Annotated in this window: 19 protein-coding genes; 9 read left to right on the top strand and 10 right to left on the bottom strand. The window is 64.4% G+C overall.

The window, feature by feature from the left end; genetic code table 11:
- Positions 1-29: 29 nt before the first annotated feature.
- From DESPIG_RS04390 to ybgF, 3 genes are read right to left on the bottom strand one after another with little or no spacing between them, the layout of a single operon-like run.
- Positions 30-1,013 carry a tyrosine recombinase XerC gene (locus DESPIG_RS04390; RefSeq protein ID WP_006005475.1) on the bottom strand — a complete coding sequence of 328 codons (984 nt, stop codon included), beginning with the start codon at positions 1,011-1,013 and terminating at the stop codon, positions 30-32.
- The gene (dprA, locus tag DESPIG_RS04385; protein ID WP_006005474.1) at positions 1,014-2,312 is read right to left on the bottom strand and encodes a DNA-processing protein DprA; all 1,299 of its coding nucleotides are present in this window, start codon (positions 2,310-2,312) and stop codon (positions 1,014-1,016) included. It abuts the gene before it with no gap.
- Positions 2,309-2,692 carry a tol-pal system protein YbgF gene (gene ybgF / locus DESPIG_RS14015; protein WP_169304808.1) on the bottom strand — a complete coding sequence of 128 codons (384 nt, stop codon included), beginning with the start codon at positions 2,690-2,692 and terminating at the stop codon, positions 2,309-2,311. The genes dprA and ybgF overlap by 4 nt, the downstream gene beginning before the upstream one ends.
- A gap of 785 nt (positions 2,693-3,477) precedes the next feature.
- On the opposite strand from ybgF, the gene DESPIG_RS04375 reads away from it, so the two are divergent.
- The 6 genes from DESPIG_RS04375 (at position 3,478) to tilS (ending at position 8,757) form a co-directional block, all read left to right on the top strand.
- Complete coding sequence (locus DESPIG_RS04375; RefSeq protein WP_006005470.1) at positions 3,478-4,437, top strand: hypothetical protein; 960 nt, start codon at positions 3,478-3,480, stop codon at positions 4,435-4,437.
- 82 nt (positions 4,438-4,519) lie between these two features.
- The gene (locus DESPIG_RS04370) at positions 4,520-5,215 is read left to right on the top strand and encodes a precorrin-2 dehydrogenase/sirohydrochlorin ferrochelatase family protein (RefSeq protein WP_006005468.1); all 696 of its coding nucleotides are present in this window, start codon (positions 4,520-4,522) and stop codon (positions 5,213-5,215) included.
- Positions 5,202-6,029 carry a cytochrome C assembly family protein gene (locus DESPIG_RS04365; protein WP_006005466.1) on the top strand — a complete coding sequence of 276 codons (828 nt, stop codon included), beginning with the start codon at positions 5,202-5,204 and terminating at the stop codon, positions 6,027-6,029. Before DESPIG_RS04370 ends, DESPIG_RS04365 begins: the two co-directional genes overlap by 14 nt.
- A 15-nt stretch (positions 6,030-6,044) precedes the next feature.
- A complete protein-coding gene (gene hemA, locus DESPIG_RS04360) occupies positions 6,045-7,349 on the top strand; it encodes a glutamyl-tRNA reductase (RefSeq protein ID WP_006005463.1) in 1,305 nt (434 codons plus the stop codon).
- On the top strand, positions 7,349-7,684 hold the full coding sequence (locus tag DESPIG_RS04355) for a hypothetical protein (RefSeq protein ID WP_006005461.1): 336 nt from the start codon (positions 7,349-7,351) through the stop codon (positions 7,682-7,684). Before hemA ends, DESPIG_RS04355 begins: the two co-directional genes overlap by 1 nt.
- A gap of 17 nt (positions 7,685-7,701) precedes the next feature.
- Positions 7,702-8,757, top strand: a complete 1,056-nt coding sequence (gene tilS, locus DESPIG_RS04350) for a tRNA lysidine(34) synthetase TilS (RefSeq protein ID WP_006005459.1) — start codon at positions 7,702-7,704, stop codon at positions 8,755-8,757.
- A gap of 248 nt (positions 8,758-9,005) precedes the next feature.
- Here the strand turns inward: tilS and dxs are convergent, their stop codons facing one another.
- The 7 genes from dxs to ispG are packed head-to-tail and all read right to left on the bottom strand — an operon-like array spanning position 9,006 to position 17,293.
- Complete coding sequence (gene dxs / locus DESPIG_RS04345; RefSeq protein ID WP_006005455.1) at positions 9,006-10,910, bottom strand: 1-deoxy-D-xylulose-5-phosphate synthase; 1,905 nt, start codon at positions 10,908-10,910, stop codon at positions 9,006-9,008.
- Between the two features lie 3 nt (positions 10,911-10,913).
- The gene (locus DESPIG_RS04340; RefSeq protein WP_040369394.1) at positions 10,914-11,807 is read right to left on the bottom strand and encodes a polyprenyl synthetase family protein; all 894 of its coding nucleotides are present in this window, start codon (positions 11,805-11,807) and stop codon (positions 10,914-10,916) included.
- Complete coding sequence (gene xseB, locus DESPIG_RS04335; RefSeq protein ID WP_006005450.1) at positions 11,807-12,076, bottom strand: exodeoxyribonuclease VII small subunit; 270 nt, start codon at positions 12,074-12,076, stop codon at positions 11,807-11,809. The genes DESPIG_RS04340 and xseB overlap by 1 nt, the downstream gene beginning before the upstream one ends.
- 6 nt (positions 12,077-12,082) lie before the next feature.
- Positions 12,083-12,976: a M23 family metallopeptidase gene (locus DESPIG_RS04330; protein WP_147589069.1), complete on the bottom strand. Its 894-nt coding sequence runs from the start codon at positions 12,974-12,976 to the stop codon at positions 12,083-12,085.
- Complete coding sequence (gene xseA, locus DESPIG_RS04325; RefSeq protein ID WP_006005446.1) at positions 12,969-14,462, bottom strand: exodeoxyribonuclease VII large subunit; 1,494 nt, start codon at positions 14,460-14,462, stop codon at positions 12,969-12,971. Before xseA ends, DESPIG_RS04330 begins: the two co-directional genes overlap by 8 nt.
- A gap of 24 nt (positions 14,463-14,486) precedes the next feature.
- Positions 14,487-16,217, bottom strand: coding sequence for a proline--tRNA ligase (locus DESPIG_RS04320; RefSeq protein ID WP_006005444.1), 1,731 nt, complete (start codon positions 16,215-16,217; stop codon positions 14,487-14,489).
- Positions 16,217-17,293 carry a flavodoxin-dependent (E)-4-hydroxy-3-methylbut-2-enyl-diphosphate synthase gene (gene ispG / locus DESPIG_RS04315; protein ID WP_006005442.1) on the bottom strand — a complete coding sequence of 359 codons (1,077 nt, stop codon included), beginning with the start codon at positions 17,291-17,293 and terminating at the stop codon, positions 16,217-16,219. The genes DESPIG_RS04320 and ispG overlap by 1 nt, the downstream gene beginning before the upstream one ends.
- A 325-nt stretch (positions 17,294-17,618) precedes the next feature.
- Between ispG and ychF the strand changes: the two genes are divergently transcribed.
- From ychF to DESPIG_RS04300, 3 genes are all read left to right on the top strand, one after another.
- Positions 17,619-18,719 (top strand): redox-regulated ATPase YchF, encoded by a 1,101-nt coding sequence (gene ychF, locus DESPIG_RS04310; RefSeq protein ID WP_006005438.1) that lies wholly within the window; start codon positions 17,619-17,621, stop codon positions 18,717-18,719.
- Positions 18,720-18,954: 235 nt separating this feature from the next.
- Complete coding sequence (locus DESPIG_RS04305) at positions 18,955-19,674, top strand: carboxymuconolactone decarboxylase family protein (RefSeq protein ID WP_050760262.1); 720 nt, start codon at positions 18,955-18,957, stop codon at positions 19,672-19,674.
- Positions 19,675-19,704: 30 nt separating this feature from the next.
- On the top strand, positions 19,705-20,661 hold the full coding sequence (locus DESPIG_RS04300) for a DUF362 domain-containing protein (RefSeq protein ID WP_006005431.1): 957 nt from the start codon (positions 19,705-19,707) through the stop codon (positions 20,659-20,661).
- Positions 20,662-20,673 lie beyond the last annotated feature (12 nt).

Here is a 20,673-nt window from a genome sequence, read left to right as displayed (position 1 = left end):
TTCACTTTTATGACGAACTTGTGATTTTTTTATTTTTTCTGTGCCCTCGGATGCGCTTCATCATACAGGTGCATCAGCCGCTCCAGACTGACCCGCGTATAGCGCTGTGTCGTGGTCAGGCGCTGGTGCCCCAGCAGCTCCTGTACGCTGCGCAGGTCGGCACCGGCATCCAGCAGATGGGTCGCGAACGAATGCCGCAGGGCGTGGGGCGAGACGGGCTCCACCCCTGCGTTACGGCACAGCCTTTCTATGCGGCGCATGGCTTCACGGCGATCGAGACGACCGCCCCGTGCCCCTACGAACAGGGCTTTCTCTCCTTCCGGTGCCAGCGTGCCCCGCTGCTCGAGCCAGGCCCGCAACGCCGTCACGGACGTGTCCGACAACGGCGACATGCGCTCGCGGGCCCCTTTGCCGAAGACGCGGACGACGCTCTCGTCCAGCCGCAGATCCGTCACGTCGAGCCCCAGGGCTTCGGAGATGCGCAGGCCGGAGCCGTACAACAGTTCCGCCAGGGCGTGGTCCCGGGCCGCCAGGGCATCACCGGTGGCAGGAGGGATACGGGGAGAACCTGTCCCGGCCAGGGCATCAGGGGTATCCAGCACGGCAAAAGCCTGATCCACATTAAGGACGCGGGGATGGCGCTGCTCCTGCTTGGGGTTGCGTACCTGGGCCGCCACATTGTTTTCCGTGCGCCCCATGCGCTGCTGATAGCGGAAGAACGTCCGCGCCGCCGCGAGCTTGCGGGCCATGGTGCTTTTGGCTTCTCCCAGCGCGTACAGACGGGCCAGCCAGGCCTGGATATGCTTTTTGCTCACCTCGGCAGGACGGGCAAGACTGGCACCACGCTGCGCAAGGAAAAGGGCCAGCTGGCGCAGGTCCGTCCCATAGGCGATCTGCGTCGTGGGCGAAAGGCCCCGCTGCACGTCCAGCCAGGCCAGGAAAGATTCTATCTCCAGGGTGGTGCGGGGATCGAGCTCCTCTTCCATCGTGTCCTTTTCGATATGTCGTCCCATCTATACGGCCTCGTAACGCGCGCCCGGCAAGCGCCGGATGCGGCCCATTATCTCCAGTCCCAGCAGCACCGGCGCCAGCTCGGCAGGGCTGCGTCCCAGAGCGGCCCCCAGGGCATCCACGTGCAAAGGGCCCTGCTCCCGTAACAACGGGACGATATTGTCCTGTGCCGGGGCAGCGGTATCCGTCTCCCCGTCCGTCCCTTGTGCCGGAGCCCCTTCCCCGTCGCCGGGATCGACCTTTCGCGCTGGCGCATCCGTTTCCGGCGGCATACAGGCAAAAAGAGTGCGGGACAGGCCCGTGCCTTCGGCTTCGGCCCGGCGACGGCGCTCCGCGGCTTCCCGTGTCAGATGTTCGGCCTGCACGCCAAAATCGCGCAATGGCCCGGCAAGGTCTTCCAGCACATCCTCCGGCGCGAACACCGGCTTGGCTCCCTGCCGGACAAGTTCCTGGCAGCCCAGGCTCTGGCCGGACAGGGCCGCTCCCGGTACGGCATAGACTTCCCGCCCCTGCTCCAGCGCCAGACGCGAAGTGATGAGGGTCCCGGAGCGGCTGGCGGCCTCCACCACGATCACCCCCAGGGAAAGACCGCTGATGATGCGGTTGCGGATGGGGAAATTCTCCCGCAGGGCCGGTATGCCGGGAGCAAATTCGGAGACCAGCAGTCCCTTTGCCGCCATCCTGTCATACAGCCGGATGTTGGCCCGGGGATACGGGACATCTATGCCCGTCCCCAGCACGGCGATGCTGCTGCCTGTCCTGTCCAGCGCGGCCTCATGCGCCGCCTTGTCGATGCCCCAGGCCATGCCCGAGACCACCGTGATGCCCCAGGAAGCGAAGGCCCCCGCCATATGCCCGGCCAGGGCCTGTCCCCGGGGCGTCGCCTTGCGCGAGCCGATGACGGCCACGGCCGGATTGGCCAGCAAGGAAAGATCCCCCATGCAGTACAGCAGGACCGGGGCGTCTGGCAGTGTACGCAGCAGGGCCGGATAAGCCGCCTCATGCCACTGGACGATGACAGCGTCCAGATCACGGACGGCATCCCACTCCGTCCGGGCCGTGACCCGCCACGACCCCGTGGAGATCTCGGCGGCCTTGCCCCGGTCCACTCCGGCATCGGCCCATCTTTCCCGGCCTTCCAGCGCGGCGAAGGCCGAGCCGAAATGGCGGAGCAGGCGGCAGCACGAGCGGGCCCCCAGACCGCGGCAATGGCGCAGGGCAAGACCGGCCCAGTATTCGCGACGGGCACGGTCATCCATATCGCCCCAGCGGACGGACAGGGGCGCTTCGGTATCCGTCATGGCTGCACGAGTCCTTTTTTGCGGATGATAGCGGCCGCTGCGGACGCGGGGAAGCGTTGCACCACCTGCCGGAAAGCCTTGCCGGCGCCTGCCGCATCTCCCTGCTGCCTCAAAATCATCCCGGTACGCAGCAGGGCATCGGCATTCTTATGATGCTTGGGATAGCGGGCCTCCACATTACGGAAGTGTTTCAGGGCCTCTTCGTTCCGGCCCTGGCTGGACAGGGCCTCACCCAGCCAATATTCGGCATTGGCCGCATACGCTCCGGAAGGATGCTGATCCAGCAAGGCCTGCATCCGGGCCATGCCCTCATCCAGACGCCCCGACAATATAAGATCCAGCCCCGCCTGATAGGCGGCTTTTTCATCGGTGACGGGCACAGAGGTGTCCGCTGTCGCGCCATCGGACGAGCTATCTGCGCCGGGAGCAGGAGCTACGCCTTGAGCCGCCCCGTCAAGCTGTTGCGCCGAGGAAGGGCCGGACGCCTTATTTGCCGCCGGTCTGGAAGCGGCGGCGGACTGTTTCTTTTTGGGATCCCCGGAGGGTGCCTGTGCGGAGGGAACCTCCTGTGACGGGGCCGTCATGCCCTTCCCGGCAGCAGGACTGGCGGTCGCGGCGGTGGAGGACGGACGTTTTTCCCGGGACGGGATCTCTTGCTCCGAATGTATCTCCTGCCCTTTTGCGACAGGCAGATCCGCCTTTTCCCCAGCCTTGCCCTGCGCCACAGGGGCATCCTGTCGCGTGGGTGCCGCAGGCTCCACCTCGGGCGACAGGCCTTCGGACGGACCGCTGGCTGGGGCGCCTCCTTCGTGGGCAGGCAGGGGGCATTGCCCCTGGTCACACTGCAGGTACTCCTCCCGCACGGGGCCGCGGTAGGCGTGCACGGGCCCGCCGCCATCAGACCACGGCAGCTGCCAGCTTTTCTGCGATCGCTGCGCGTCTGCGGCCGGAATGGCCACGGGATGCGACAGGGCAGGCAGGACCGCAAGCAACAAGGACAGACTGAGGGCATGTGCTTTCATGGGAGACTCCTGTCTTTTTTCTGCCCGATGCGCTCCGGCAATGCAAGCGCTGCTTGCAGCACGGCCATTTTTGAGGCACAACCAACACGAACTCGGCGTCTCCCTGCCGGAGAACCGGGATCCGGTGAATCTTTGGAGGAACAATGGGGAACTTTTTAGAGAGCGTACGCGCCTTCATCGCTGACAATCCGCTGCTGCAGACAGGGCTGGACATGGGGAGCATCATCGTACCCTTTGCCCTGCTCTATGCCTATTTCGGCCTTACCTGCATCGCCATCTGCGGCGAGATCGTAGCCCTGCGGCGCAAGCGTTCCGCTTACAACAAATGTGCGCGGCAACTGGCCTGCCTGAGCATGATGCTGGGCTGGCTCATGCTGCTGGGGGGCCGCCTGTGGCTCATCCTGGCGCTGGACGGCTTCGATTCCTACAGCATCATCGTCCTGCTCAGTGAAGCCACCTGGATGATGTTCGGTTTTTCGGTCATCGTTTCCTGCTGCTACTTCATGCTCTGGAAATTCCTGACCAATTACCCTGTGCTGCACATCATCCTGGGCGTCATCGCTTTCCTGCAGGGCCTGATGACCTGTGTGGGCGTCATGGCCGTCACCCGCCTGTACAATGCCCTTTCCCTGCCCGAGGCCAGCAGCATCACCATCCCGCAGCTGTTCACGCCCCAGTTCGGTCAGGCCTACCTGAGCGCCCTGTGCTACACCCTGCCCCTGATCTTTGCCCTTGCCGGTGCCTTTGGCGCCGTGTGGCTGCTCCTGCGCCGCAAGGCCGATGATTTTGGCCGGGACTACTACAATACCATGGTCCCCTGGTGCACGCGCTGGGCCCGCAACGCCTGGGTCCTGCTCTGGCTGCTGCTGGTGGCCTCCAGCGGGCTGGAGATCTGGCAGACCTGGCAGACCACCGGCGTGTTCATGCAGCAGGATGCCATTTTCCAGAGCCTGCGTGTGCTGCTCTGGCTTTTGCCTGCCCTGCTCTGGACCCTGGTCGCCCGCAGTGCCACGCCGCTGCGCCAGAAGCCTGCCCTTGTGATCGGGCTGCTGCTGTCCATGGGCTTCACTCTGCCCTATTTTATGGAACTGATCCGGCTCTAGCCGATGCGACAGCCAGTGTGCCGCCTTTTTGAGGGAGGCATGCTGGCTGTCGTGCGTCCGGGCCGCTACCGGGAAGTTGCCCATGCCTCACGAATCCCCTGAAAAAAATTTCTATCCCCTTTTTCTGGACCTGAGCGGCATGCACTGTCTCGTGGCCGGGCTGGGAGGTGTCGGCAGCCGCAAACTGCAAGGGCTGCTGCATTGCGCACCGGCTTCCATCCTGGCTCTGGACATGGAAGCCCCTGCCGCAGACCTGCTTCCACTGCTGGAACAGCCCTGCGTCCGTTTTGAGCAGCGGCCCTTCCGTGACGAGGACCTGGACGGTCGCCAGCTGGTCTTTGCCGCCACGGGCAACGCCGTGGTCAACAGGCATATCGCCCTTCTTTGCCGCGAACGCCATATCCTGTGCAATTGTATCGATGCCCCTGCGGAAGGCTCGTTCATCGTGCCCGCCGTGGCCCGGTCCGGCAGCATGGCGCTGGCCCTTTCCACAGGCGGCGCCAGCCCGGCCCTTTCCCGACGCTGGAAGGGCGAACTGACGACCTGGCTGGACGCCCGCCAGAAAATGGTCCGTCTGATGGGACGGTTGCGTCCCATGGTCCTTGCCTTGCACGACGAGACAGGGCACAATACGGCCCTGTTCCGCGCTCTGGCCCAGTCGCCCCTGCAGGATCATCTGCAACAGGGCGACCGGCAGGCGTGCCTGCGCTGTCTGCAGGCCCTGCTGCCGCCAAAGCTGCACGACCGCATCCCGGAGTTGCTTGATGTTATCGCCTGAGACCTCCACCCTACTGACCCTGTGTTGTTACGGCGCTGCCACTGTGGCCGGTCTGGCCGGCATGCTGCTGCGCAATGCCTTCTGGCGGCGGCTGGGCTGCTGGCTGGCGGGACTGGGATTCGTCTGCCAGACGTTCTCCCTCCTGCTCGGCTTCCACAAGACCATGCCCACGGGCCTGAGCCTTGGCGGCTATCTGCAGATGCTGGCCTGGTTCGTCCTGCTGTGCGGGCTTGTCAGCCGCCTGCGGTACAAGCAGGAAGCCCTGCTCCTGCTGGCCACGCCGCTGGCCCTCATCCTCTTTGCCGTTTCCGCCCCGTATCTCTCCGCCGTGGTGCAGGTGCCTCCCCAGCTCAAGGGGTCTTTCTACGCCCTGCACGTGGGGGCGCTGTTCCTCAGCATGGGCCTCATGACGCTGGCTTTTGCCGCCAGCTCCCTGTTCCTGTTCCTGGAACGGCGCATCAAGAGCAAGCAACGCATGGAAGGCTTCTGGCAGGACATGCCGGCCCTTTCCCTGCTGGACAAGATCAATGCCTTCGGCGTGGCGGCTTCGTTCCCGCTGTACACGCTGGGTGTCGTCTCCGGCCTGTTCTGGGCCAAGCCCGTCTACGGTGCCACCTTCACCGGTGACCCCAAGGAAGTGGTCAGCATCATCGTCTGGCTGCTCATGGCCTATGTGTTCCATGGCCGTCTGGCTACCGGCTGGCGCGGCCGCAAGCCTGCCCGCCTGATGGTGCTGGTCTTCGGCCTGAGCCTTTTCTCCATCGTGGTCGTCAATACCCTGATGGAAACGCATCATTCCTTCATCAAACCTTAATCCACCGACGTTGATATGGATTGTGATATCGTACTTGTTGGCCTGAACCATCGCACCGCCGGTGTGGACGTGCGCGAACGTTTCGCCCTTGTGGATTTTTGCAGCCGGGAAAACTGGGCCCTGCCGTGTGACGACGTCATCGGTGAAGCCATGATCCTTTCCACCTGCAACCGTGTGGAACTGCTTGCCACCGGTCATGGCGATGTGGCGGGCCGTATCCTGGAACGCTGGGCCACCGCACGCGGTACCGACCCCGAAGAGCTCCGGCCCTATGTCTACATCTACAAGAACATGGATGCCGTGCGGCACCTGTTCTCCGTGGCTTCCAGTCTGGACTCCATGATCCTGGGCGAGCCCCAGATCCTGGGACAGCTCAAGAGCGCCTACCGCAAGGCGGCCGCCTGCCATGCCACCGGCGTGATCCTCAACCGCCTGCTGCACAAGGCGTTTTCCGTGGCCAAGCGTGTGCGTACCGAGACCGCCGTGGCCTCCAGCGCCGTTTCCATCAGTTATGCCGCCGTGGAACTGGCCAAGCGCATCTTCGGCGAGATGCAGCACCACAAGGCCATGCTGGTGGGCGCCGGCGAAATGGCCGAACTGGCCGCCACCCACCTGCTCCAGGCCGGTGTGGACGAGATTCTGGTGGCCAACCGCACGTTCTCGCGCGGTGAAGAGCTGGCGCGCCAGTTCAATGGCCGAGCCCTGCCCTTCGAGTCCCTGGCGTCCCATCTGACGAAAGTGGACATCATCATCACATCCACCGGTTCACCGGATCCCGTCATCCGCGCCCGTGACATCCGCGGTGTGCTCAAGGCGCGCAAGAACCGGCCCATGTTCTTCATCGACATCGCCGTCCCCCGTGACATCGACCCCGACGTCAACGGCCTGGACAACGTCTATCTTTACGATATCGACGACCTCAAGGAAGTGGTGGAAGAGAACCTGGCCACCCGTCGCGACGAGGCCCAGAAAGCCGCCGAGATCGTGGACGAGGAAGTGGACATCTTCCGGCAGTGGCTGTGCAGTCTGGACGTGCAGCCCACCATCGTGGATCTCATCCAGCATGGCGAGAACGCCGCCCATGAAGAAGTGGCCCGCACCCTGAAACGTCTGGGCCATGTGGATGACGCCACGCGCGAAGCCATCGAAGTCATGGCACTGGCTCTGGTCCGCAAGCTGAACCACGACCCCATCATGTTCCTCAAGCGCGGTACCATGTCGCAGGAAGGCAGCGCGCCGCGCATCAGCCTCATGCGCCGCATCTTCAACCTTGACCAGGGCTGTACCTGTAGTGCCCGGAACAACGGAGAGCACGAATAATGCGCTATTTCCTCATCGATGACCTGCGTGCCGAAGAGACCAAGCGTCTGTGCGAACATCTGGATGCCATGGATCTGGGCGCCGGACTGGACGGCATCTACTGGCTGCCCATCCCCGCCCATATGCTCAGCGCCGTGCAGAAGGAACACGAAAGCCAGTGCGGCCCCTATGTCATGGCGCTGGAATGCGAAGAGACCAGCCTGCGTCTGGAGCTGCTGGTGCGAGCCCGGGGCCGCATCCGCTGTGAATGCGTGGCCTATGCCTCGCCCGAGCTGCAGCGCCACATGATGGACTACATCACGGATACCCTGAAAGAACTCAATATCCCCAACTAAGCGGAATGCCCTGCGGCATGATCCCCATCCCCGAACTGCAAACGCTCCCGTCCCGGCTGGCCCGTCTGTGCCTGGATGTGGAGCGTTTTTGTCGTGACGGCCTGAAGATGGCTGACGGAAAAAGCTGGCTGCTGGCCGTTTCCGGCGGTGCGGATTCGACAGCCCTTTTGTTCATCATGGTCCTGCTGGCCCCCCGGCATAACTGGCGGCTGCATGTGGCAACGGTGGACCATCAGCTGCGTCCGGAATCCGCCGAGGATACCGCCTTCGTGGCCCGGCTCTGTCAGGACTGGCGCATCCCCTGCCGCATCCTGACGGCAGATGTGGCCCGCCTGGCACGGCAAGACGGTCTGGGAACGGAGGAGGCAGCCAGGCTGGCGCGTTATGCCCTGCTGGAGCAGGCCAGACTGGCATGTGGCGCCACAGCCATCCTGCTGGGGCATCACCGGAGCGATGTGGCCGAAGACCAGCTGCTCCGCTTCCTGCGCGGTACCGGCTGGCCGGCACTGGGCGGCATGCGGGCCGAAGATGCGGAACGGCATCTGCTGCGTCCCCTGCTCCGTACGGATAACCGTGCTCTGAAAGAGCTTCTGCACCACTGCGGCATCCTCTGGCGGGAAGACAGCAGCAACGCGGATACCCGCTATACCCGCAATCGCCTGCGGCATACCGTCCTCCCCCTCCTGCGGCAGGAGAACCCCCGTCTTGAGGAAGCCTGCCTGCATCTCTGGGAACTGGCCGGTATCGACGGGGACTACTGGCAGCAGGAGCTGGAACGCCATCTTGCCCGTACGCCCTGGCAGGAGGCCTCCGGCAGCATCACCCTGCCCCGCGCCCTGTTGCGGGGGGCGCATGCGGCCCTGAGGCTGCGTCTTTACCACCGGGCCGTTGCCCGGCTGGCCCGCCTTTCCGGCGGTCAGGCCCGTTCCGCCACGCTGCTGGCCCTTGACCAAGCCTGGCAGGATGGCCGGGGCGGCACCACCTTCCAGCTGCCCGGCAATATCATGGCCCATCTCAAAGGGGGCAGCATCCGCTTTTATGTCGAAAACCGGCAAAGCGCCCAGAAAAACTGAGGCACTGCATCCGGCGGCAAGAGCAGCAGATTCCCGGCCTTTCCCCCTCCGTACAGAAGGCCTGTTCCCTGTGCGCATATCTTCGCCAACGTCTGCCTATTACCTTCCATCCTCCTGCCGGAACGCTATCCCTCTGGGATCTTCCTCATCCCAAAATCGCGCGCCCGGCCTTCTTTTCCCCAGCATACATAAAAAAAGAGCGTACCGGCAGGTACGCTCCTTTCGTTCCCGTTGATGCAATAAAATGATCAGTCCTTCAGGACCAGTTCCCGCACGGCCCGGATGATGTCCGGTGCCCGCAGGCCCACCAGTTCGCGCAACTGGGCCTGAGTCCCGTGCTCCACGAAGGCATCGCCGATACCCAGTCGGCGGATACGCTGGCCGCGCAACAGGCCGTCATCGGCCCAGCGTTCCAGCACGGCCGAGGCAAAACCACCTGCCAGGCAACCTTCTTCCACAAAGACGACGTTGTCGAATGTGCGGGCGATCTCGGCCAGCTGCACCGCAGGCAGCGGCTTGAGCCAGATGGGATCGAAGACCAGCGGCCGGAAGCCGAATTCCTTTTCGATGGCTGCCGCGGCTTCCAGAGCCGGGCGCACGCGATTGCCTACGGCCACGATGGCCACCCGCTCCCCGTCCTGCACGATCTCACCCTGGGCAGAAGGCAGCAGACGCAGCTCGGCATCCAGCGGGACTCCCATACCGGCACCGCGCGGATAGCGCACGGCGCAGGGCCCACCGGACGTGGTGGCCGTCAGCAGGCAATGGCGCAGCATGTTCTCGTCACGGGGGGCCAGCAGGGTCATCTCGGGGATATGGCGCAGATAGGCGATATCGAAGACACCGTGGTGCGTGGCCCCGTCCTCGCCCACCAGACCTGCCCGGTCCACACAGAAGGTCACGGGCAATTTCTGCAGGCAGACGTCATGGACGATCTGGTCATAGGCACGCTGCAGGAACGTGGAATAGATGGCCACCACGGGATGGAAGCCGCTGGCCGCCAGACCGGCGGCAAAGGTGACGGCGTGCTGTTCGCAGATGCCCACGTCCACGAAACGCTCCGGGAAGCGCTCTTCAAAAAGGTTCGTCCCCGTGCCTTCGGGCATGGCTGCCGTGATGGCCAGCAGGCGGTCATCTTTTTCCGCCAGCTCGACCAGTGTCTTGCCGAAGATGCCGGTAAAGGAAGGCGTCTTGTTGCTGCTGGGGATGAGCAGGCCCGTTTCCGGCTCAAAGTGGCCCACACCATGGAAATGCGTGGGATCTTTCTCCGCCGGGGCATAGCCCTTGCCCTTGCAGGTGCGCACATGCAGCAGCACCGGCCCGTCTTCCACGGCTGCCGCCATCTGCAAATGACGGCACAGAGCGGGCAGGTCGTGCCCGTCCACAGGCCCGATATAGGTGAAGCGGAAGGCTTCGAACAGCATGCCGGGCGTGAAAAAGGATTTGAAGCTCCATTCGCCGCGCATGGCGTACAGGGCCAGCTTCTGGCCGATACGGGGGATGGAGCGTAAAAGCTGGAGCACATCCTTGCGCGTCTGCCGTACCCAGCGCCGGGACAGCGTACGGCTCAGGAACAGGGACAGGGCGCCCACATTGGGCGAGATGGAGATCTCGTTGTCGTTGAGCACCACGATGAGCCGACGTCCCATATGTCCGGCCAGGTTCAGGCCTTCGAAGGCCTCGCCCGCGGTCAGGGAGCCGTCACCGATGACGGCCAGCACATGCTCCTTGCCGCCGGCCAGGTCACGGGCCATGGCCATGCCAAGGGCCGCGGAGATGGATGTGGAGGAATGCCCCACCCCAAAGCGGTCATACGGGCTCTCACTGCGGCGCGGAAAGCCCGCAAGGCCTCCCAGGGTACGCAGGGTGTGGAACTGGGAGGCGCGTCCGGTCAGCAGCTTGTAGGCGTAGGCCTGATGCCCCACGTCCCAGACGATCTTGTCCTGCTCCATATTGAAGGTATGCAGCAGGGCCAGGGTCAATTCCACGACCCCCAGCGAGGGGGCCAGATGCCCGCCGTTCTTGGACACCACATCGATGATGCGCTTGCGCAGCTCCGCAGCCAGCACCGGGAGCTGTTCGTCAGAAAGATCCATCACCTGCTTCGGTGAGATCAGGCTGTCCAGCAGGGACTGTGCAGTATTCTCCGTCATCTTTTAGGCCGCTCTCGTGATGGTGTACTCGGCAAGGGCACGCAGGAATTCGGCTTCGGGGCCGTTGAAACCGGCCAGCGCGGCACAGGCGGCATCCGCCTGCTCGCGGGCCAGACGACGGCTTTCGTCAAGGCCCACCAGCGCCGGATAGGTGTTCTTGCCCTGTTCGGCATCGCTGCCGGCAGGCTTGCCCAGAGTGGCCGTATCCGAAACGACATCCAGGATGTCGTCCGCGATCTGGAAAGCCACCCCCAGCGCGGCACCGTAACGGCCGATGCGCTCGCACACATCGTCCGCGGCACCGGCCAGCAGCGCACCGCACACGCAGGAGGCCCGCAACAGGGCTCCGGTCTTCATGGCGTGCATGCGGCGCAGCTCCGCCATGCTCACGGGCGGCAGGCCGGTGTAGAGCATGTCCCATTCCTGTCCGCCCACCATGCCGGACGAACCGGCGGCACGGGCAAATTCCGCCATGGCCCGCAGCACCTGACCGGCGGGCAGTTCCACCCGGCACATATGGGCGAAGGCATCCGTCAGCAGGGCATCTCCGGCCAGGATGGCCGTCGCCTCGTCGAAGGCCTTGTGATTGGACGGCTTGCCGCGGCGCAGGTCGTCGTCATCCATGGCGGGCAGGTCGTCGTGGATCAGGGAATAGGTATGGACCATCTCGATGGCGGAGGCGAAGGGCAGCACGTCCTCCGCTTTCAGGCCGCACAGGGCGGCACAGCTCAGGCACAGGACGGGACGCAGACGCTTGCCGCCCGCCTGCAGGCTGTACAGCATGGATTCCCGCAACCGGGGCGGCATCTCCTGCCCGTCAAGACAGGTCGCCAGATAGCTTTCCACCAGCTTCCCGCGTTCTTTCAGCAGGGACTTCATGGCTTCTGTAGACATCATCATCGTTGCTCCACACTCTGTTGCAGGGAATCTTCCATATTTTCTTCCGGCCGGAACGCCCGGACCTGTCCTTCCTGCCAGACCGTCAGCTGCTGCCGGGCCTGTTCCAGCTGGCGCCGGCATTGCAGGGAACATTCCATGCCCTCCTGATACAGGGCCATCCCCTCTTCCAGCGACGGCTGCCCGTTCTCCAGGGCTTCCACTATCTCCTGCAGGCGCGCCATGCGTTCTTCAAAAGTCAGGTTCTTCTTGGTCGTTCTGGCTTTCATGCTTCATCATCTCCGGGCAGCGGGACGTGCTTCCAGCAAGGGTTCCGGGTCCACCGCCTGCCCCAGGACGATCAGGGAAAGGTGCAGATGCGGCCCCGTGACCCGCCCCGTGGATCCCACTTTGCCGATGATCTGGCCACGCCGGACCACATCGCCCGGCCGGACAAGGATTCGGGACATGTGCAGGTAGGAAGTGAACACTCCCTGCCCGTGGTCAATATATACGGCATTGCCGGAAAAATACAAATCGTCGGCCAGCACGACCCGGCCGTCGGCACAGGCCAGGATGGGCGTCCCTTCCGCACCGCGCAGGTCGAGCCCGCGATGCACGCCACGCGGCTGGTCATTGAAGACCCGCTTGAGCCCGAACTTGCTGGACACGCCCCCCGGCACGGGCCGCGCAAAAGGGGCCGTCCACAAACGTTCCGGGCTGTAGTTGTCCAAAGCCTTGCCGGCCTTTTCCCGGTCCTTGCGGATGCGTTCCTGCACTGCTGCCGGCGGGTCCACATATTTTTTGTCCACCCGCAGGGCCTGCACGGGACGTTTTTTGTCGAACAAGGCCACACGGGCCTCCGCCTGTCGGCCGTCTTGCGTCCGTGCTTTCAGGACAAGGCTTTTGGCGCCGCTGTCCAGCGGCACGGGCAGCAGGAACTCCGCCTGCCAGCCGCTCCCCGACGGCTGTGCCGCCATGACATGCTCGCGCTCCAGCCAGAAGACGGTCACAGGGCGGGCCGGTCCGTCACCGGAGGCCTGCACACGGATGGCCTCGCCGCGGGCTGCCCGTGCGGGAACGTCCAGATGCATGGCCGCCATGGCCGGGAAAGCCCATAGCAGGAGCAGGGCCACTGCCCCCAGGATGCCGCTGAGCGGCCGTTGGAAAAATGAAAACTGCTCAGGCATGATCCCCTCCCTGCCCGTCATGCGGATGCACTGCAGTGACCCTGGCTTCCAGCTCCCCGTCCTGCAACAGGATGCGCACGTCCTGCCCGGCACGGCCCTGCCCGGCCGAAGCAAGCACGCGCCCTTTGGCCGTACGTACCACGGCATAGCCGCGTCCCAGCGGAGCCAGCGGATTGCAGGCCGCAAGGCGCAGCTCCAGACATTCCAGCTCGTGCCCGCGACGCGAGGCAGCCTCCTGCCCCAGACGCGCCAGATCACGCGTATAGTCCCGCACGACCTGCTCACGGCCGCGCACCAGCAGATGTGCGGCATTGCCAACCTTCTGTTCCAGCAGGGCAAGACGCTGCTGCAGATGCGCCAGCCGCCCCGGCCCCGTGAGGGCCCGCAAACGCTCCTGACTGTGCTGCAGGCGCTGTTCGCGATCCCGCAACAAACGTTCCCCGGCCTGGAGCAGACGTTGCTGCCACTGCCGCAATTGCAGCTCCGCCCCTTCAAGACGGCGTGCAGGCGAACACAGGCGCAGGCCACGCTCGCAACGCCGGAGCCGGTCTTCCTGCCGTTGCAGCCATCCCTGCCGTGCGCGTTCCAGCGCCAGCGAAAGCTCGTCCAGCCGCTGCCAGTATTCGCGCCGCAAGGGCCAGAGCAGCTGGGCCGCGTGGGACGGAGTGGCCGCACGCACGTCGGCCGTCATATCGGCCAGGGTCACGTCCACTTCATGGCCGATACCGGCCAGCACCGGGATCTTGGAAGCAAAGATGGCTGTCGCCACTTCTTCCTCGTTGAAGCACCAAAGATCTTCCAGTGAACCGCCGCCCCGGATGATCACCGCGACCTGAGCCCAGCCCTGGCGGTTGATCTCGTCCAAGGCCCGACAGATCTGTCCGGCAGCGCCTTCGCCCTGTACCCGCACCGGGAACAGGCGCACTTCGGCCCCCAGGCCCCGCACGGAAGCCAGTTCCATGAAGTCATGGATGGCGGCCCCGGCAGGCGACGTCACCAGTGCCACGCGGCTGGGGCTGGCAGGCAGCGGACGCTTGCGCTCCGCAGCAAAAAAACCGCGGGCAGCCAGCGCCTGTTTGCGCTCCTCAAAGGCCTGGGCCAGCAGGCCCTGCCCTCCGGCCTGCACCAGCTCCACGATCAGCTGGTACCTGCCGCGCGGCCCGTAGACACTGATCTGTCCGGCACAGAAGAGTTCGGAGCCCTGCCGCAGCAGGCGCACGGGGTCCGGCCGGGGCTCGGCAAAGATCTCGCCGGTCAGGGGGTCGAAATTCCGGCCGCGCATCTGGCGGTCCCGGAACCAGACGCATTGCAGCTGGGCACCGGCATCCTTGAGGGTAAAATAGATATGCCCGGATCCGGGGAAAGACAGTTCTCCTATCTCGCCCCGGACCCAGACGAAGGGGAAGGTCCCCTCCAGAGTACGACGCATCCTGTCCGTCAGCTCAGTAACGGACAGGATGCGCTCTTGTTCACACGCAGCGGGCATGCAGGGGCTCCGCTGTCAGCCGTCCTAGGCGCGGCGCTCGGCCCAGGCCTTGCGCACGCCTTCCATCCACTGGGGCAGTGCGGTTTCCAGGGCGTCCACGGGCAGCTCGCCCTTTTCGCCCGTACGGCGGTCCTTGCATTCCAGCACGCCGCGGGACAGGCCCTTGCCGCCCAGCACCAGCTGCATGGGCGCACCGATGAGGTCGGCATCCTTGAACTTGACGCCGGGGCGCTCTTCGCGGTCATCCAGCAGCACGGTCACACCGGCCTTGCACAGCATGGCGTAGATCTCTTCGGCCTTGGCGCGGACTTCTTCCTTGCCGGGGTCGAGGTTGAGCAGGATGCATTCCACAGGAGCCACGGTGGGCGGGAAGATGATGCCGTGCTCGTCGTGGTTCTGCTCGATGGCAGAGGCCACCACACGGGAGATGCCGATGCCGTAGCAACCCATGATCATGACGTTTTCCTTGCCGTTCTCGTCCAGATACACGGCATGCATGGCGTCGCTGTACTTGGTGCCCAGCTTGAAGATGTGGCCCACTTCGATGCCCTTGGGCAGCTCGATGGCACCGCCGCAGCGCGGGCAGGGATCGCTCAGAGTGATGCAGCGCAGGTCGGCGTAGGAGGTGACCTTCACGTCGCGGCGCAGGTCCACGTGCACCAGATGCGCGTCAGCGGCATTGGCGCCCACCACGTAGTCGGTGGCACCCTGCAGCTCGAGGTCGGCATAGATGGGCACATCCAGGCCCACGGGACCGGCAAAGCCCAGAGGCGCGGCCGTCACCTTTTCCACCACGGCGGCCGGAGCCAGTTCCACGGTGGTGGCGTTGAGCAGATTCTTGAGCTTGATGTCGTTGACTTCGCGGTCGCCGCGCACCAGCACGGCCACGGTCTTGCCGTCCACCACGAAGAGCATGGTCTTGACCACCTGCGAAGGAGCCACCTTGAGCATGGCGCTCACTTCTTCCACGGTGTGGGCCGCGGGCGTGGCGACCTTTTCATAGGGGGCGCAGGTCTCGGTGCAGGGCGTACCGTTCCAGACCACTTCGGCGCGTTCCACGTTGGCGGCATAGCTGCATTCGGTGCAGGCGGCGATGGTGTCTTCACCGGTATCGGCCAGCACCATGAACTCGTGCGAGAAATTGCCGCCGATGGAGCCGGTATCAGCTTCCACAGCGCGGAAGCGCAGGCCCAGACGCTTGAAGATGCGGCAGTAGGCGTCGTACATCAGCTTGTAGCTTTCATCGGCACCGGCATCGCTGGAATCGAAGGAGTAAGCGTCCTTCATGACGAATTCACGGCCGCGCATCAGGCCGAAGCGGGGGCGGATCTCGTCGCGGAACTTGGTCTGGATCTGGTACAGGCGCACGGGCAGCTGACGGTAGGAGCGCACTTCGCCGCGTACCAGGTCGGTGATGACTTCCTCATGCGTGGGGCCAAGGCAGTAGTCGCGGTCGTTGCGGTCCTTGAAGCGCAGCAGCTCCTTGCCGTAGTACTCCCAGCGGCCGGTCTCTTTCCAGAGGTCGCCGGGGATGACCATGGGCATGAGCAGCTCGGAGAAACCGGCGGCGTCCATTTCCTCGCGCACCACGCGCTGCACGTTTTCCAGGGCCTTCAGGCCCAGAGGCAGGTAGATGTACACGCCGGAGGTGAGCTTGCGGACCATGCCGGCGCGCAGCAGCAGCTTGTGGCTGACCACTTCCGCTTCGGAAGGGGATTCCTTGAGCGTGGGGATGTAGGTGGAGCTGAAACGCATCAGTGAGTTTCCTTTTCTTTAAGCAGTCGTTGAAGTTCTTCCATAAAAGCCGCGAGCAGGGCGTCCTGTCCCTTGACGGAACGGATGACTTCCCCCTTGCGGAAAATGATGCCTTTGTCGCGGCCGCCGGCCACGCCCAGGTCGGCCTCGCGGGCCTCGCCGGGGCCGTTGACCACACAGCCCATGACCGCGACCTTGATGTCCGCCGTGGATTCGGCCAGCGCATCCTCCACGGCACGCGCCAGGCCGAAGAGGTCGATCTCCGTACGTCCGCAGGTGGGGCAGGAGATGATCTCCGGCCCGCGACGGCGCAGGCCCAGGGCCCGCAGGATCTCCCAGGCCACGGTCACTTCCTCGGCAGGATCGGCCGTGAGCGAGACGCGCAGGGTATCGCCGATGCCCTCGTGCAGCAAAATGCCCAGGCCCACGGCGGACTTGACCGTGCCGCGCATGAGCCCGCCCGCCTCGGTGACGCCGATGTGCAGCGGATAATCGCAGGACTTGGCCAGCAGGCGATAGGCCGCGATGGTATCGAGCACCGAGGAAGACTTGAGGGAGATCTTGGTATCGTAGAAGCCCCGGTCTTCCAGCATGCGCACATGGCTGAGCGCGCTCTCCACCATGGCTTCCACGCAGGGGCCGCCGTATTTCTGCAGCAGATGCTTTTCCACGGAACCGGAATTGACGCCCACGCGGATGACCGCGCCGTTGGCCTTGGCGGCATCCACCACGCGGTCCACATGCTCGCGGGGCCCGATGTTGCCGGGATTGATGCGCAGGCCCTCCAGCCCGGCTTCCAGGGCGGCCAGCGCCAGACGGTAGTCGAAATGGATGTCCGCGATGAGGGGCACGGGCGAACCGTCACGCAGGGCCCGCAAGGCCTTGGCCGCCGTCATGTCGGGCACGGCCACGCGCACCGCTTCGCAACCGCGGCGCACAAGGCGGTCGATCTGGGCCAGCGTGGCTTCCACGTCACGGGTATCGGTATTGGTCATGCTCTGCACCATCACCGGCGCGCCGCCGCCGATGGCCAGCTTGCCCAGCCTGATGCCCCGGCTGATACGTTTTTCCTGCATGGCAGACCTCGAAAAAATTGGTTTGCAGCAAAAGTGCCGCCAGTGTCTTATGCTATTTCAGCAGGCAAGCCAAGTCCCGTACGGGGGCGGAAGCACGACGGCGCCACTTTCCTGCCGTCAGGACACCGCAAGGTGCCGCACGCCGGGGGCAGACGCCCCTCCTCCGCGGCCCATGCGGCCTTCCACTGCCGCCGCACTTGCCAGCCGTACGGCTTTTGCCTATAAACTCCCCATTCCAACGACATGTTCCGGGCGCTCCTGCGCCTTTTTTCCGCCTGCGCCACCGGCGCATGGCCCTGAACTTCCAAGCCCGCAAGGAGAGGCCATGTCCCTCAGCATCGGCATTGTGGGTCTGCCCAACGTGGGGAAATCCACCCTGTTCAACGCCCTGACCAAGGCTCAGAACGCGCAGGCCGCCAACTATCCTTTCTGTACCATCGAACCCAACAAGGCCACCGTGGCCGTGCCCGACGAGCGCGTGGACGCGCTTTCGGCCAAGGTCTCGCCCAAGAAGACCATCCACGCCAGCGTGGACTTCATCGACATCGCCGGTCTGGTGCGCGGCGCCAGCAAGGGTGAAGGTCTGGGCAACCAGTTCCTGGGCAATATCCGCGAATGCGCCGCCATCGTGGAAGTGGTGCGCTGCTTCGAGGACGAGAACATCACCCATGTGGACGGCAGCGTGGATCCCCTGCGCGACATCGATACCATCGAGACCGAACTGCTGCTGGCCGACCTGCAGAGCGTGGAACGCCGCCTGGAAAAGCTGCAGAAGATGGCCAAGGGCAGCAAGGACGCCAAGGCCGCCGCAGAGATCATGCAGGGCCTGCTGGAGCACCTCAATGCCGGTAACGGCGCCCGTTCCTTCGAGCTGCCCGACAACGAGACCTTTCTCCAGTCCTGGCGTGAACTGGGCCTGCTGACCGCCAAGCCCGTCATCTACTGCGCCAACGTGGACGAAGCCGCCGTGGCCGACGGCAACGACTTTGTGGCCCGCGTGCAGCAGCTGGCCGAAGAACGCCATTCCGGTTTCGCCTGCATCTGCGCCAAACTGGAAGAAGAGCTGCAGGGCCTTTCCGCCGAGGAACAGGCCGAGATGCTCTCCTCCTACGGCATCTCGGAAAGCGGCCTGGTGCGCATCATCCGTACCGGCTACGACACGCTGGGCCTGTGCAGCTACTTCACCGCCGGTCCCGACGAAGTGCGCGCCTGGACCATCCACAAGGGCTGGAAGGCCCCCCAGGCTGCCGGTGTCATCCACACCGACTTCGAACGCGGCTTCATCCGCGCCGAAGTCATCTCTTACGCCGACTACATGAGCCACGAAAGCGAAGCCGCCTGCCGCTCCGACGGCGTGCTGCGCGTGGAAGGCAAGGAATATGTGGTGCAGGACGGCGACGTCATGCACTTCCTGTTCAACGTCTAGCCACATCAGGCCAACGATCTCAAAGGGACGGCAGCAGCCGTCCCTTTTTTTATGCCTCCCGACGGCACCGGGCAAAAGCACAGCCGCTTCTGTCCGCAAGCAGGATGACTCCGCCCCTTTCCTCGCCCTCCCGCCATCCTTGCGACGATTGGACAATTTTTAGCGCCGATTTGATATTTCCCCCTTACTGCGGCCGCGCTAGGTTCGTTCCGTGATCTTCCTCAAGGAGCTTGCCATGCGACGACAATCCCTTCTTCCCCTCCTGGTCATCCTGATGTTCCTGGTCCCGCTGCTGCAGGCGGGCAACAGCCCGGCCAAAGGACTGGACGGGCGGCAGCAGAGCATGGTGCTCGTGTCCGCCTACACCGCCAATGGCGATCTGGAGCGCCTGCGCCCGGCCCTGATCCAGGCCCTGGACGCCGGGTTGAGCATCAATGAGATCAAGGAAGTCCTGACCCATCTGTACGCCTACATCGGCTTTCCCCGCAGTCTGAACGGGCTGCAAGTCTTCATGGAAGTCCTGGAGCAACGCCGTGCCCGGGGCATCACGGATGCGGAAGGAAAGGCTGCCTCTCCCCTGCCGCCTTCCCTGGACCGGGACGCCTACGGCGCCCGTGTCCGGGCCGACCTTGCCGGACAAAAGGAGATCCAGCCCCCGTCCGGCGTCCTGGCCTTTGCCCCTGTCATCGATACGTTTTTGAAGGAACATCTTTTTGCGGACATCTTCGCCCGTGACGTGCTCGACCGCAAAGCGCGCGAACTGTGCACCATCGCCGCCCTGGCCAGCCTGCCCGGGCTGGGAGGCCAGCTGCAATTCCATATGGGAGGGGCCATGAATTGCGGCCTGAGCCCGGAAGAACTGGAGAGCTTCCTTGACCTGCTGGCCGCCCGTGTCGGCACCCAGGAGGCGGATGCGGCCCGCACTGTGGCCCGAAAGGTGCTCGCCTCGCGCTGATGTTCCCCACCCCATTACGGAGGAAATGCCATGTCCGTGAACCGAAGACAGTTCATCAAGGCCGGCAGCCTTGCCCTGGGCTCCCTGGCTGTCCACAGTCTGCCGCTGCAGGCCCGGCCTGCGGAAACGAAGGCCACCGTGTACTTCACGCCCGAGATCACCACGGAAAGCCTGTTGCGCATCTACGAAAAGGTCTGTGCCCCGTTGCAGGGCCGCATCGCCATCAAGCTCCATACCGGCGAGCCCCACGGCCCCAACATCCTGCCGCGCGACATGGTGCGGGCCCTGCAAGCCCGCATCCCGAACAGCACCATCGTGGAATGCAACGTCCTCTACCCCAGTCCCCGCCAGACCACGGAAGGCCACCGCGAGACCCTGCGGACCAACGGCTGGACCTTCTGCCCGGTGGACATCATGGATGCCGACGGCGAAGTCTCCCTGCCCATCCCCGGAGGACGGCACCTCAAGGAAGTGGCCGTGGGCAAGAACCTGCTCAACTACGATTCCATGCTGGTGCTGACCCACTTCAAGGGCCACGTGATGGGCGGTTTTGGCGGCTCGCTCAAGAATATCGCCATCGGCTGCGCTTCAGGCAAAACAGGCAAGGCACAGCTGCACAGCGACGGCACCAATCTGTGGGCGGGCGGGCCGCTGTTCATGGAGCGCATGGTGGAGGGCGGCAAGGCCATCACCACCCACTTCAAGGGGCATATGGCGTACATCAACGTCCTGCGCCGCATGTCCGTGGACTGTGACTGCGCGGGGACCAGTGCCGCCGAGCCCACCGCCCCGGATATCGGCATCCTGGCTTCCACCGACCTGCTGGCCGTGGATCAGGCTTCGGTGGACATGGTCTACGCCCTGCCTGAAAAGCAGCGGCACGATCTTGTGGAACGCATCGAAAGCCGCAGCGGCCTGCGCCAGCTGGAATATATGGAGACCATGGGCATGGGCCATGCCCGCTACGATCTTATTTCCCTGTCATGACAGGAGATCATG

Source organism: Desulfovibrio piger ATCC 29098, assembly GCF_000156375.1.
GTDB classification, from domain to species: Bacteria; Desulfobacterota; Desulfovibrionia; order Desulfovibrionales; family Desulfovibrionaceae; genus Desulfovibrio; species Desulfovibrio piger.
Note: the sequence above shows the minus strand (reverse complement) of the source record. Positions and strands in the feature narration are given on the sequence as shown.